We start from the raw sequence: 14,035 nt of genomic DNA on the forward strand, positions 1-14,035 counted from the left end.
AGAGATTTGCCCCTACGGTTTGGGCGGTCGGTTGAGCTTTACGTTAGCCAATAATAAGAAATGAAACGCATAATAAAACACCTAGCTCTATTGTGTCTTATCGCTTCGAGTGCAATAGTGACTGCCCGTGAAAGTCCGCCTCGGCATGAAGAGGCAGTACTTAGTCTTAAGAATGGTAGGCTTATCGGGTTGCCCAAGGAGTATTCTCCAGCATCGTTCGATTTGAAGAAACTGTCTCTGAGTATTGGGAAGAAGAAGCTGGTTTTTCCGAACTCTCTCCGAGAGCTGTTAATGTATGATGCAAGCGATAGCCCATTTGGTAACGAACCACCACAGATGAAACCTTACCCATATACCTACATATTTGAAGGAGCCTGGGGCGACCTGCCGAGAGATATACCGCCACATATACTTATAACTGTGGTAAGGCCAAAGAATAAGAATGCTATTTTTAAGCTTCTAATTGACATGGATAAGCTGGAATTGATTTATGCGGATTTGATTGTCGAGGGGGTTGGACGAGTCCCGATTGCACTAGACCGATTAGCCTATGGACGTGCTCCGAATGATTTAGACCGAGTTCCCAATAGTCCCAAGAAACAATAACTTTGGGCTAACAAGTCGCTGCATCCGACCGCTAACCGCGCTCGACTTTGCTCTGTTTTACACGAATCAGCCGTTTAGAGCCTTTGACGTTTTACATGGCGGCGGTTGAGCTTTACGTTCGGCTATAATAATGCTTTTTCCTCGGTGTTTGTTAGGCGTAGTGAGTTCGATGGCGGTTTGGTTGATAAGATATTTCCCAGATGATTATTCCGATCCCGCTCAGTCATCGATTGTCATCAATGTGATCTGTTATCGTTCACGTCACATATATCGAGATTGAGATGTATTCAGCCCGAATGATATGCAGCGGAAATTTGGACGGAGTGCTGGACTATTCAAATCAGGCTATCGCACATTGTCAGATACGGTCGGGATTAATGGTTGGTCGAGGTTCTACGTTCCGGGAACTGTTCCAAGGATAGTTGCCGAACAAGTCGCTGCATCCGACCGTTAACCGTTCTCGACGCCACGGAGTTTTAGAGCGAAAGACCTTTTTGGATTTATCACGTTTGACCGGACGGCGGTTGAGCTTTACGTTCGGCAATAATAATAACAAAACTCGAAATTATGATTAAAGATTACATCATGGGTAACCTGCGCGTGTTGCTTCTCCTTTCTAACGTGGTATTCATTGCAACCTCGTGTAAGGACAAGACTATGAGTCATAGGATCGACTATGATGATAATGGGGTTGTAATATATTGTGATGACTCGCTGAACTATGCCGTTGTTAGTTATCTTGGTGAGAAGGGTGAGTCTTATGATGGTTGGGGGATTTATAGGGACAATATCGAAGTTCAACATCGTTCAGGTCAGATTAAGCTTGAGAAGGCTGATAACGTTTTAGTAATTGTCGTAGATTCAGGACAGAAGACGCTTAGCATAAGTGATGAGCAGTTTGCTATACTTTGGAATCTCGGTAAGCCTTACCCAAGTAGCCCAGCTTGGTTGCTAACAAAAATTGAGGCCGAACAAGTCGCTGCATCCGACCGCTAACCGCGCTCGACTTCCGCTCGGGTTTACAGGAATCAACCATGTTTAGCCTATACCGTTGACCCGACGGCGGTTGAGCTTTACGTTCGGCGATAATTAGATGGATGTTTCATGGATTGTTCGTTTCGGTGACATCGATGGGGGATTTGGCGGGTCGAGATTCCTGGCGTTGCATCGGTGCTGTTCGGTTTAGGTTTCCGTTGATCGATCTGGATTGCCCGTCTCCACCTGTCCGATGACTGAGCCACTCATCCATGAATTTTTGTCACCTGGACTGGTTCGGTCGTGGCTCTGCGGTTTCCGGCACATTATTTCATGCAGGCGTGTGCTGAGAGGTGCGGTCGAGGTTCATGGTTGGACATCGGTTTCAGGCGCTGGCATGGGAAGTGAGAATAGTTGCCGAACAAGGCGCTTCATCCGACCGTTAACCGCCCCACAGTTTGCCGCGATTGAGAGGTATCGACCATTCTTGATTTTCGACTGTTGACCCACCGGCGGTTGAGCTCTACGTTCGGCCATAATAAGAATGCACGCATTGTGTTGCGTGTTGCCGCGTTGGTTAGATGAATGGGTTATTGGTTGATCATGGTCATCAGGTTCGATGCCGGATGTTCCCGCTGCCGCGCTCGCTCTACCTTGATCCATCGATGTCGGTTTATAGATTGAGGGTGGTTTGATCCATGTTGCCCATCGGTTTTCTCCGTGGTCGTTACTCTGGCGTTTCCGGCTTCGGTCGACATGCCTGGCTTTCGCACGCTTGCAGAGACGGTCGGTGTGAATGATGGGGGGCGTTTAAGGGAGCCGGGTGGTGTTTGAGAGGATGGTTGCCGAACAAGGCGCTTCATCCGACCGTTAACCGTCCTCGACTTCACACAGTTTTACAGCAATCATCCGTTCAAGGTTTGTCGCGGTTGACTCACCGGCGGTTGAGCTCTACGTTCGGTAATGATACTATGACCAGATATATGAAAATAATCGTCGCCCTAGCTATTATGCTTACAATTCCTTCGTATGCTCAGAATGATTCGCCGAAGCCTGTTGATCGGGTTGACGAAACTGACGAAGAGAAGAGACACCCCAATGCAAATGCGACTGATCCGATTGTAGAGGGTATGACAATTGAGGAACACTTAAAATTATTTTGGAATGACAAAGCCAAATTGCCTACGTCGGTTCAATTAAAAAACCCGTTTAAAGAAACTCTACATATACTAACATCCCCCAAGAGTGGTGCCGTCGGATATCCTGATTTCGAGATCGAGTATTACGATCCCCATTTAAAGGAGTGGCGAAGCCCTCCTCGGCTCCCGGGGTCTTTTGGTGGTATCAATGTGTTAGTCAAGCAGGGTCAAAGCAAAGAATTTAAACTACACAAGGATTATTGGTGGTTTGTTGTTGAGAATTTGCCCAGTCTTGTTTCAAGTAAAGCTACAAGAATACGTTTAGTATATGGTGGGGGTGGCGTATGTCTTAGAAGTTCAGAGTTTAAGTGGGACACTACTAAAAAATAATCAGACCGAACAAGACGCTTCATCCGACCGTTAACCGTCCTGAGCCAGCGAACTTTTGACACATTGAACCATGCCCAGCCTATGACCCGCACCCGTCGGCGGTTGAGCTCTACGTTCGATAAGAATAATATATATGCCAATCGAGTTCCAAGTAGACATCACCCCTATCGGTCACCCAGGTCAAATAACTGACTATATCTATTTCGAGGATGAAGAAATTAACTTGCTGGTATCCGCCTACGCTGAATTTAGAAAGCACTTTCTTTCAACGAATCTGAAATCAATCAATATTATTGATCCGCCCGGTTCGCAAACGATATTAGATAAGCTAATTCCTGATTTGGGGGATCTACACATTGAGCAAGAAAAGATTGATGACTTAAGACGAGTATTGATGAAGTCTGTTACCGACAATATTCCAGTAACGGTGTTATTGGATCCAGATATTTAGGAGCTGCCACAATACAAAAAAGACATCGAACAAGGCGCTTCATCCGACCGTTAACCGTCCTCAGCCAGAAACCATTTCACGGAATCAGCCTCTCGCAGCCTTCGAACTTGTCACACCGGCGGTTGAGCTCTACGTTCGCCAATAATAATAATTGAGTCTCCGCGTTCATCATCCCGCTCAGTCGCCTTCGAGAACTCGCTATCATCGTTCGTTCGCGCACATCGATCAGGGTTGAGACGATTGCCACCTTGGTTCGTTTCCAGGCGGTCACCTGACAGAGTGCTGGACCATTCCGAATCGGCTTGGGTTGATTATTCAGAATCGCCGTCGAACAAGGCGCTTCATCCGACCGTTAACCGCCCCACAGTTTGCCGCGGGTGAGAGGTATTATCCATTTTCGGTTTGCGGCGGTTGACTCACCGGCGGTTGAGCTCTACGTTCGGCAATAATAATATGAAACGCAGGAAAGCAGTCTATCTGGCTTTGACGTTAATTATGATACTCGTTGGGTATTGCGCGTATGCATTTCGTCCGTTTTATCTGACACCTGAATTAGCGTATGATGCAGACGTGCCGCTAGAAGCCCGTCCAGTAATCGATACGTGGTATAACGATTCTAAGTATAAAAGACCCCCTTCGATTAAATCAGCTAATTATATTTATATACTCATGCATCCTCATGCGGAGAGACCAACCGTTCCGGTGAAGTATAATACTATTTCTTGGGAGGGAAGATTGATCTCGCTAGAATTCTATTGGAAGCCATGGGAGGGGGCGGTGCATTTTTCTAGGGTAAGCGGCAAGTGGGAGTATGATGGTGTGGTTGAATACCCGAAAGAATAGCGGCCGAACAAGGCGCTTCATCCGACCGTTAACCGTCCGAGAGTTTGCGCCAGGCGGCTTGTTTACGACCATTTCAGGTTTGCGGCGGTTGACTCACCGGCGGTTGAGCTCTACGTTCGGCAATAATAATGAAGATGACAGTAACACATCATTGGAAGTTTGTGATATCTATTGTGCTGATGATGCTTTATCTGTCTCAGTTATTACGATATTGGCATCAGCATGGTTTTAACCTTTTGGTCGTGTTTGGCATTATAATCTTGGTCGGTGGCGGAATATCTGCGTTCAAGAAGATGAAAGTCACGTGGCAGATTGATAACTGTAGTGGCGTAGTGAAGATACAGAAGGATAGTAAGACCCTCTTCAGCGGAACCGAGGATGATTTGCGTGAGGTCAGAGAGGATGCCTGTGATGTATTCTTATATACACGAGACAGGACTCACATACAGATACCGAAAGATGCGATGAATGATGTCCTGCGGGATATTGTGATGAAGAAGAACGTGGCCGAACAAGGCGCTTCATCCGACCGTTAACCGTCCGACAGTTTGCGCCGGGCGGCTTGCTTATGACCGTTTCTGGTTTGCGGCGGTTGACCCACCGGCGGTTGAGCTCTACGTTCGATAAGAATAAGAAAAATTGACGATTCGGGATTATAGAGTAAAATTACGATCATGAGCACCATAGAGGCCATTGAAGAAGCAGTAGAGCGACTCAGCAAGAATGAGCTCGCCGCTTTTCGTGATTGGTTTTCCAGTTACGAGGCAGCGACGTGGGACGCCCAAATTGAGAGAGATATCGTGAGTGGGAAGCTAGAGGGCTTGGCTTCTGAAGCCTTGGCAGATTTCAGAGCCGGTCGTGCTAAGGAGCTATGAAGCACGTAGCGACCTCAAAGTTTTGGAAGGCATATGGTTCTTTGCCGACATCTGTGCAGAAGGCAGCAGATCGCAATTTTGAGCTGTTGAAGGGCGATCCATTTCATCCGTCTTTGCATTTCAAGAAGGTGGGTAGTTATTGGTCTGTGAGAGTCGGCATTCAGTATCGAGCCCTTGGAATTCAGGATGGCTCTGCTATGGTGTGGTTCTGGATAGGAAGTCATGCTCAGTATGACAGATTAATATCCTAACAATAATGTGATCGAACAAGGCGCTTCATCCGACCGTTAACCGTCCGACAGTTTGCGACGAGCGGCTTGCTTATGGCCGTTCATGGTTTGCGGCGGTTGACTCACCGGCGGTTGAGCTCTACGTTCGATAATAATAATTCGGATTCTACGCATTCAGGATCTCCGGTGGGACATACAAGGGTTTTCGTCGTGATGTTCGGCACCCGATTTGGCGAGTTCAGTATCGCTGACTCACATCACCACGGGATCGGTAATGATGCGGAGTGACATTTGATAATTTCCTCGATGGAACACGCAAGGGTTTAGCCTGGCTGCTCTCCGGGAAGATCCTTCGTTCCTCAGGAACATCCCTGCGATTGCCAGGCGGAACGAAAGAGGATGTTTGGTAGATCACGATTCATGGCCGCGCAACGCTGATGGACACATCCAATGGTTCTGGATCTTCGTTACCCACGGCAGTTTTCAGGCGCATTGATCTGTGTGGATCGAACAAGGCGATGCATCCGACCCGTTACCGGTTAAAAGTCGGGCATCTGTTTCGGAGCGTATATCTGTTTTCGGTATTTTAACATTGTTCGTAGGCGGTTGATCTTTACGTTCGGTAATAATAATTGATGTGATGAACACCATTAGAAGTTTCATATATTTAATGGGCATAATGGGAGTATTGGTTTTCTCATACTTCTCGTTGCTGCTTTTTGGTGGATACGCACAAAAGGGCATCGATATGCTTTTACGGACGCTCGATTCTCAAGGAGCAGATGACAGTTTTAAGCGCTACGTAGTATCATATGCTACCAAGATTGAGAGCCAACTAACGCTTTTAACATGGAGTCTGGTAATTTTGGCTGCTTTCACCGTTATAGCGATTGGCATGAACTGGTTTCTCTCATACAGGCTATCAGAAGCACACGACGAGATAGAGAGGCTTAAGATTGCTAGTAGCGAGAATCTGACCGAACAAGTCGCTGCATCCGACCGCTAACCGGCTCGGAGTCGACGGCGTAGTCACCAATTCAAGTTGCTCAGAGATTTGTCCTTACGGTTTGGGCGGTCGGTTGAGCTCTACGTTCGATAATAATAATTCGGATTCTACGCATTCAGGATCTCCGGTGTGACATACAAGGGTTTTCGTCGTGATGTTCGGCACCCGATTTGGCGAGTTCAGTATCGCTGACTCACATCACCACGGGATCGGTGATGACCTGAAGTGACATTTGATAATCTCCTCGATGGAACACGCAAGGGTTTAGCCTGGCTGCTCTCCGGGAAGATCCTTCGTTCCTCAGGAACATCCCTGCGATTGCCAGGCGGAACGAAAGAGGTGTTTGGTTGATCACGATTCATGGCCGCGCAACGCTGATGCACACATCCAATGGTTCAGGATCTTCGTTACCCACGGCAGTTTAAAGGCGCATTGATCTGTGTAGATCGAACAAGGCGATGCATCCGACCCCTTGTAGCCCCCGACTTCATGATGACTGGCGAGAGCGATCTTGCGTTAATGATTATTTATCGTTGTCACACGGGCGGTTGATCTTTACGTTCGACAATAATAATATGAACCCAGATCAAGCACACATTGAAATGCCACCTCTTCGTGGTGTGGCATCGTTTTTTGCTCTCTCTGGTGTAGCGGTATGTCTCGCTGTTGGGGGCTTCTCATGGTTGTTCTGTAGTTTTGCAGGTTGGGGTGACGGATCAACGGGGAATGCTGTAGGAGAGCCATTGTTGGTCGCGGTTTTGCTAACGGTCCCATTCGTTGTATATTTTATCGCTAGTGTTATAGCTGCTATGTCATCCCGGCGTAGAACACGCATCGTTTTAGCATGGATTGCTCACATCTGTTTTCTGTATATGAGCGTGTTAGCTGTATTAGTTTTGATTAGCCAATTCCCCTTAGCCTTTATAGCCTGCATCATATTTCTCGGTATATTAACTAAATGTTGGATGACGGTATTGCAGAAGAATGTGGTCGAACAAGGCGCTTCATCCGACCGTTAACCGTCCCGACGCGAGACGAGTCGAGAGTGAAAGACCGTTATCGGTTTCTGACATTTACACACCGGCGGTTGAGCTCTACGTTCGGCTATAATGATGAAGAAATGCAATTATCGCTGTGTGGTAATTCTAACCGTAACGGCACTAACGGCTATGGTGCTTATCGGCATCTCAGGAATTTGGCGTCGTTGCCTCTCAGATGACAAGATTTGGGCATCGATAATAGAGGGTGATGCTTATGCTGTATATCTCGACGCTGCAACTGAAGAATTTGGATCTCCCGATATGGCAGAAGGAACTTATAAGCAGTGGGCTATACAGCGCTGGCAGAGTCATAACGGTATATTTACAACCCAGCAGGACTTTCTGACACATGGGGTTATTTTTGAACTAGAGCTTATTGATGGTGACTGGATTTTGGTAGCGACCAAGTATAAGGAAGGCGCACCGCTACCCCAATAAATGTGGCCGAACAAGTCGCTGCATCCGACCGTTAACCGTCCCACAGTTTGCCGCGGGTGAGAGGTATCGTCCATTTCAGGTTTTCGGCTGTTGACCCACCGGCGGTTGAGCTCTACGTTCGGCAATAATAAGAAAGACATGATATTGAGTCACAAGTATTTTAAGCGCGCTTTGTCGTTGCGATACGGAAAGTTAATCTTGGTTATTCAGGCTATTTTGATTGTGTCAGCTATGTATGTTTTTATGAAGACGATCCCGTGGTTAACGGCTCAGAATATTTCTGAGATATCCTCATATGAAGATCCGTCACCGCCGCCACCATCTGAGGCTGAATCGTTTGCTGTCAACCATGGTCACTTCATTTACTATGAGGATTCACGTGCGACTAATCCTGGCCGTTTATGGCTCTACATCGGTCTGAATTTTATCTTTATGCTGCCTTCGATGATATCGACAGCAATAGTTTGGTGGTGGCCTAACAAGAAGAATGTGGCCGAACAAGGCGAAGCATCCGACCGTTAACCGTCCTGAGTCCGAGACCGTTTTTGAGTTAAAGCCATGAATGATTGGCGGGTGTTCTACACGCGGCGGTTGTTCTCTACGTTCGCCAATAATAAGAATTGAGTCTCCGCGTTCATCATCCCGCTCAGTCGACTTCAAGAGCTGGTTATCATCGTTCGTTCGCGCACATGGATCAGGATTGAGACGATTGCCACCTTGGTTCGTTTCCAGGCGTTCCCCTGACAGAGTGCTGGACTATTCCGAATCGGCTTGGGTTGATTATTCAGAATCGCCGTCGAACAAGGCGCTTCATCCGACCGTTAACCGCCCCACAGTTTGCCGCGAGTGAGAGGTATTGACCATTTCAGGTTTGCGGCGGTTGACTCACCGGCGGTTGAGCTCTACGTTCGACAATAATAATATGAAATCTGTGAGTATCCACAAAGGGTTGTTTGTGCTGCTATTTCTTTTAGGAGCCTCTTTCGTTTACACTGGGTATGACAAATATTCTCAAGGTAAGATTGCTATAGGTCTACTGGGTTTACTTACTGGAACTTGGTATTTATATCGTGCTACAAGGAGCTATAAGCACACATGGGACATTACCAAGGAAGGCTCCAAGTGTAGAATTATAGTGGACAGGGAAGAGCTTTTTTATGGCACTTCTGATGATCTTTCGGAAGTAAGAGAAGATAGCCAATGTTTCTATATTTATCCCATCGAAGGGAACGGTATCGCGATCCCTAAATCGGTCGCGAATAATCATATTATAGAGTTGTTTCGAGCAAAGAAATCGGTCGAACAAGTCGCTGCATCCGACCGCTAACCGCGCTCGACTTTGCTCGGGTTTACACGAAACAACCACGCTTAGCCTATGACCGTTGACCCGACGGCGGTTGAGCTTTACGTTCGATAATTATTGATTCTTCGTGTTCAGTATTGCCCTGGAGCATCGCTGATATGCCGTCATTGATGAATGATTTTGGATCGATGAACGCTTCCGGGAACGGCTTGAGTTTCCAGCTCTTTTGAATCAATATTGATGGATTGGTTTTCGTTCGCTGCCATTGATAACGTTTTAGAAGAATCTCTCGTGAATGGTTTGGATTGGTTTCGCATTCCGTTTTCGGTGTGATGCACGATTCGATTCACGCGGCGGTGATGGACACATCGAATGCTTCAGGATCTACGTTACCCACGGCAGTTTAAAGGTGCATTGATCTGTGTTGATCGAACAAGGCGATGCATCCGACCCGTTACCGTTTAATAGTCGGGCATCTGTTCCGGAGCGTTTATCTGTTTTCGGTATTTTAATGTTGTTCGTAGGCGGTTGATCTTTACGTTAGACAATAATGAAGAAAAAAATCATCATCGGCGTTATATTCGCAATTTTGACGATTTCAGTAATTCTAATGTTAATACCAGTGCATCTTCGCAGTGGGGCATTCTATATACCAATTCGGATAAAGAGCGATGTGCCGCTAGTTAAGCTTGAGTATATATCTATGTACGAGGGAAAGAGTCTTGAGGAGTCTGGTCACTGGAGAGAGATCGTGAAGAACGGCACAGGCAATTATGTCGCCACAGTATCATACGTAATGAGAGGTGGCATGTTATCAGAGGATAATTACACTTGTGCTAGAAAGATTTGTATCAGATTGTCTTTTGACGATGGCCGCAAATTGTCTGTGATTTGTCCTTTGAACTTACCCGACGACAATGCAGAAATTCACATCGACACTACACAATAAATTGGTCTAACAAGGCGGTGCATCCGACCGTTAACCGTTCGTAGTCGAGAGACGTTTTACAGTTGAAACCATTCAAGATTTTCGACCGTTGACCCACCGGCGGTTGACCTCTACGTTCGGCCATAATAAGAATGCACGCATTGTGTTGCGTGTTGTCGTGTTGGTTAGATGAATGGATTATTGGTTGATCATGGTCATCAGGTTTCGGTGTTGGTTGGTCCTGCTATCGAGCGCGTCGTTGGCTGATCCATCGTCCGCGATTACGAGTTCCAGGGTAGTTTGATCCATGTTGCCCATCGGTTTTCTCCGTGGTCGTTGCTCTGGTGTTTCTGGATTCGGTCGACATGCCAGGCTTTCGCACATTTACAGGGGCGGTCGGTGTGAATGATGGGTGACGTTTAGGAGTGCCGGGTGGTGTTTGAGAGGATGGTTGCCGAACAAGGCGCTTCATCCGACCGTTAACCGTCCTCGACTTCACACAGTTTAACAGCAAACATCCGTTCAAGGTTTGTCGCGGTTGACTCACCGGCGGTTGAGCTTTACGTTCGGCCATAATAAGAATGCACGCATTGTGTTGTGTGTTGCCGCGTTGGTTAGATGAATGGATTTTTGGTTTATCATGGTCATCAGGTTCGATGCCGGATGTTCCCGCTGCCGCGCTCGCTCTACCTTGATCCATCGATGTCGGTTTATAGATTGAGGGTGGTTTGATCCATGTTGGCCGTCGGGTTTCTCCGTGGTCGTTACTCTGGCGTTTCCGGCTTCGGTCCATGACATGCCAGGCTATCGCACATTTGCAGGGGCGGTCGGTGTGAATGATGGGGGACGTTTAAGGGAGCCGGGTGGTGTTTGAGAGGATGGTTGCCGAACAAGGCGCTTCATCCGACCGTTAACCGTCCTCGACTTCACACAGTTTTACAGCAATCATCCGTTCAAGGTTTGTCGCGTTTGACTCACCGGCGGTTGAGCTTTACGTTCGGCAATAATAATTAAACACCTCAAATAACAATGAATGCATTTTGGAACTTTATGACTGTGTCCGTGGCTATATGTGCGGCTTTAATACCCGTAGCCTGGGCTTGGCACTATGACAGGTATCGTAGAAGCTTAGATAGATATGAACACTGGGTTTCTTGGATCACGGCATTGAACGATGAAGTAGAGCATCAACTATCATCGCTAGCTGAGATGCAGGATGGTTTTCAGCAGATGCTTCAGCGCAAGCAATTTGGAGCGATTACTAAGCGATTTAACGACGATCTTTTTCGGTCTGCTCGCGAACAGATTATCCAGCATCAAAGAGCACCACATATATTTTTGGTTCTTACTCGAACATTTAGAGATACAGCGCACACGAATGCTATGCTTGACAGGTTTGAGGCCGCGTTGTTAAAGGACGGATCTTGGGATGAGCCGTTAGCTAATTCTATCGGATCTTCGGTTAGGGGGTCACTGGCGGGTGTTGATGCAACACTTACAGAGATGAGATCAGCCCTTGAAGAGGAGATTAGGCTTTTTGAGTCTATTCGACCGCGTCTCCATAATGCACAATAGTGGCCGAACAAGTCGCTGCATCCGACCGCTAACCGTCCGCGACTTCACAGCGTGATAGAGAGAAAAACTATTTTAGATATCTTGACTGTTGCTTAGGCGGCGGTTGAGCTTTACGTTCTGCAATAATAATTTTTTTGTCCGGCATTGCTGGCGTTGGTTCGCTTTCCCTGGCACATCGGATGAATGATTTACCAGATGATTATTCTGATCCCGCTCAGTCATCCTTTTTCATCAGTGTGATCTTCTATCGTTCGCGCACATTTGCTGAGATTGAGACGGTTGCCGCCCGAATGATTTACAACGGAAATTTGGACAGAGTGCTGGACTATTCCTTGCGCGCTCGGGTTGATATGGCAATAATCTCCGCAGAACAAGTCGCTGCATCCGACCGCTAACCGCGCTCGACTCCAGCCCGGGTTTACAGGAATTAACCATGTTTAGCCTAGGACCGTTGACCCGACGGCGGTTGAGCTTTACGTTCGATAATTATTGATTCTTCGTGTTCAGTATTGCCCTGGGTCATCGCCGATATGCCGCTATTGATGAATGATTTTGGATCGATGAACGCTTCCGGGAACGGCTTGAGTTTCCAGCTCATTTGAATCGATATTGATGGATTGGTTTTCGTTCGCTGCCATTGATAACATTTTAGAAGAATCTCTCGTGAATGGTTTGGATTGGTTTCGCATTCCGTTTTCGGTGTGAAGCACGATTCGATTCACGCGGCGGTGATGGGCACATTGAATGGTTCAGGATCTTCGTTACCCACGGTAATTTAAAGGCGCATTGATCTGTGTAGATCGAACAAGGCGATGCATCCGACCCGTTACCGTTTAATAGTCGGGCATCTGTTTGGGAGCGTATATCTATTTTCGGTATTTTAACATTGTTCGTAGGCGGTTGATCTTTACGTTCGATAATTATTGATTCTTCGTGTTCAGTATTGCCCTGGGTCATCGCCGATATGCCTCTATTGTTGAATGATTTTGGATCGATTAACGCTTCCGGGAACGGCTTGAGTTTCCAGCTCATTTGGCTCGATATTGATGGATTGGTTCTCGTTCGCTGCCATTGATAACATTTTAGAAGAATCTGTCGTGAATGGATTGGATTGGTTTCGCATTCCGTTTTCGGTGTGATGCACGATTCGATTCACGCCGCGGTGATGGACACATCGAATGGTTCAGGATCTTCGTTACCCACGGCAGTTTAAAGGCGCATTGATCTGTGTAGATCGAACAAGGCGATGCATCCGACCCGTTACCGCTGAATAGTCGGGCATCTGTTTCGGAGCGTATATCTGTTTTCGGTATTTTAACATTGTTCGTAGGCGGTTGATCTTTACGTTCGGCCATAATAAGAATGCACGCATTGTGTTGCATGTTGTCGCGTTGGTTAGATGAATGGGTTATTGGTTGATCATGGTCATCAGGTTCGATGCCGGATGTTCCTGCTGCCGCGCTCGCTCTACCTTGATCCATCGATGTCGGTTTATAGTTTGAGGGTGGTTTGATCCATGTTGCCCATCGGTTCTCTCCGTGATCGTTGCTCTGGTGTTTCCGGCTTCGGTCGACATGCCAGGCTAACGAACATGGCTAGATACGGTCGGTGTTAATGGTTGGACATCGGTTTGAGGTGCTGGTGATGGGTTATGAGAATAGTTGCCGAACAAGGCGCTTCATCCGACCGTTAACCGTCCGAGAGTTTGCGACGGGCGGCTTGCTGATGACCGTTTTTGGTTTGCGGCGGTTGACTCGGCGGCGGTTGAGCTCTACGTTAGGCAATAATATGAAACGCTATCGCGCATATAAAATAATCGGCGTATTAACTGCACTGGTTGTAGCATACTGTAGCTACTCTCTTCGTTGCTTCTACGTTAAGCCGTCGCTAAGATATATAAGACCCGTACCAGTAGAAGCGCAAGTTGCAGTCGATCAGTGGTATGAGAGTGCAGATATCCCAACGCTATCAATGAATTCACAGAGCGTCTTGTATGCACTAATACACCCACATGCACCGACTGACATGGAATGTTTGGCGATCTATGATTCCAATGAGATTTTGATTTATTCCATGATCCATGATAACTATTTTGCCGGTTTTGGCATAGAAGATGGTGTCTGGGTTTGTCTGCATGAAGACATTAATTCACTGGAATAATAAGCCTAACAAGGCGCTGCATCCGACCGTTAACCGTACTTAGCCAGCGAACTTTTGCGAATGAAAAACCATTGAG

The 14,035-nt window shown here is 47.0% G+C and carries 18 protein-coding genes; 16 read left to right on the forward strand and 2 right to left on the reverse strand.

Going from position 1 to position 14,035, the window contains the following annotated elements; genetic code table 11:
• Nucleotides 1–60 precede the first annotated feature (60 nt).
• The 15 genes from H7A51_13410 (at nt 61) to H7A51_13480 (ending at nt 12,194) form a co-directional block, all read left to right on the forward strand.
• On the forward strand, nt 61–606 hold the full coding sequence (locus tag H7A51_13410; GenBank protein ID MCP5537212.1) for a hypothetical protein: 546 nt from the start codon (nt 61–63) through the stop codon (nt 604–606).
• 567 nt (nt 607–1,173) lie between these two features.
• Entirely contained in the window at nt 1,174–1,602 is a 429-nt protein-coding gene (locus H7A51_13415; GenBank protein ID MCP5537213.1) for a hypothetical protein, read from the forward strand.
• 962 nt (nt 1,603–2,564) lie between these two features.
• Entirely contained in the window at nt 2,565–3,110 is a 546-nt protein-coding gene (locus H7A51_13420; GenBank protein MCP5537214.1) for a hypothetical protein, read from the forward strand.
• Between the two features lie 133 nt (nt 3,111–3,243).
• Nucleotides 3,244–3,561 carry a hypothetical protein gene (locus H7A51_13425; GenBank protein ID MCP5537215.1) on the forward strand — a complete coding sequence of 106 codons (318 nt, stop codon included), beginning with the start codon at nt 3,244–3,246 and terminating at the stop codon, nt 3,559–3,561.
• A gap of 453 nt (nt 3,562–4,014) precedes the next feature.
• Complete coding sequence (locus tag H7A51_13430) at nt 4,015–4,404, forward strand: hypothetical protein (protein MCP5537216.1); 390 nt, start codon at nt 4,015–4,017, stop codon at nt 4,402–4,404.
• A 128-nt stretch (nt 4,405–4,532) separates the two neighbouring features.
• Nucleotides 4,533–4,940 (forward strand): hypothetical protein, encoded by a 408-nt coding sequence (locus tag H7A51_13435; protein MCP5537217.1) that lies wholly within the window; start codon nt 4,533–4,535, stop codon nt 4,938–4,940.
• A 138-nt stretch (nt 4,941–5,078) separates the two neighbouring features.
• Nucleotides 5,079–5,279, forward strand: a complete 201-nt coding sequence (locus tag H7A51_13440) for a hypothetical protein (GenBank protein MCP5537218.1) — start codon at nt 5,079–5,081, stop codon at nt 5,277–5,279.
• Between the two features lie 870 nt (nt 5,280–6,149).
• Entirely contained in the window at nt 6,150–6,515 is a 366-nt protein-coding gene (locus tag H7A51_13445; protein MCP5537219.1) for a hypothetical protein, read from the forward strand.
• A 575-nt stretch (nt 6,516–7,090) separates the two neighbouring features.
• A complete protein-coding gene (locus tag H7A51_13450) occupies nt 7,091–7,534 on the forward strand; it encodes a hypothetical protein (protein ID MCP5537220.1) in 444 nt (147 codons plus the stop codon).
• 90 nt (nt 7,535–7,624) lie between these two features.
• Nucleotides 7,625–7,993: a hypothetical protein gene (locus H7A51_13455; protein ID MCP5537221.1), complete on the forward strand. Its 369-nt coding sequence runs from the start codon at nt 7,625–7,627 to the stop codon at nt 7,991–7,993.
• A gap of 138 nt (nt 7,994–8,131) precedes the next feature.
• Nucleotides 8,132–8,515 carry a hypothetical protein gene (locus tag H7A51_13460; protein ID MCP5537222.1) on the forward strand — a complete coding sequence of 128 codons (384 nt, stop codon included), beginning with the start codon at nt 8,132–8,134 and terminating at the stop codon, nt 8,513–8,515.
• 409 nt (nt 8,516–8,924) lie between these two features.
• Nucleotides 8,925–9,320 (forward strand): hypothetical protein, encoded by a 396-nt coding sequence (locus tag H7A51_13465; protein ID MCP5537223.1) that lies wholly within the window; start codon nt 8,925–8,927, stop codon nt 9,318–9,320.
• Nucleotides 9,321–9,846: 526 nt separating this feature from the next.
• Nucleotides 9,847–10,245: a hypothetical protein gene (locus H7A51_13470; GenBank protein ID MCP5537224.1), complete on the forward strand. Its 399-nt coding sequence runs from the start codon at nt 9,847–9,849 to the stop codon at nt 10,243–10,245.
• Between the two features lie 1,008 nt (nt 10,246–11,253).
• Entirely contained in the window at nt 11,254–11,799 is a 546-nt protein-coding gene (locus tag H7A51_13475; GenBank protein ID MCP5537225.1) for a hypothetical protein, read from the forward strand.
• Nucleotides 11,800–11,933: 134 nt separating this feature from the next.
• Nucleotides 11,934–12,194: a hypothetical protein gene (locus tag H7A51_13480; protein MCP5537226.1), complete on the forward strand. Its 261-nt coding sequence runs from the start codon at nt 11,934–11,936 to the stop codon at nt 12,192–12,194.
• 47 nt (nt 12,195–12,241) lie between these two features.
• Here the strand turns inward: H7A51_13480 and H7A51_13485 are convergent, their stop codons facing one another.
• Nucleotides 12,242–12,397 carry a hypothetical protein gene (locus H7A51_13485; protein MCP5537227.1) on the reverse strand — a complete coding sequence of 52 codons (156 nt, stop codon included), beginning with the start codon at nt 12,395–12,397 and terminating at the stop codon, nt 12,242–12,244.
• A 50-nt stretch (nt 12,398–12,447) separates the two neighbouring features.
• A complete protein-coding gene (locus tag H7A51_13490) occupies nt 12,448–12,831 on the reverse strand; it encodes a hypothetical protein (GenBank protein ID MCP5537228.1) in 384 nt (127 codons plus the stop codon).
• A gap of 756 nt (nt 12,832–13,587) precedes the next feature.
• On the opposite strand from H7A51_13490, the gene H7A51_13495 reads away from it, so the two are divergent.
• Nucleotides 13,588–13,959, forward strand: a complete 372-nt coding sequence (locus H7A51_13495; protein ID MCP5537229.1) for a hypothetical protein — start codon at nt 13,588–13,590, stop codon at nt 13,957–13,959.
• Nucleotides 13,960–14,035 lie beyond the last annotated feature (76 nt).

It is taken from the genome of Akkermansiaceae bacterium, from assembly GCA_024233115.1.
Taxonomy (GTDB): domain Bacteria; phylum Verrucomicrobiota; class Verrucomicrobiia; order Verrucomicrobiales; family Akkermansiaceae; genus Oceaniferula.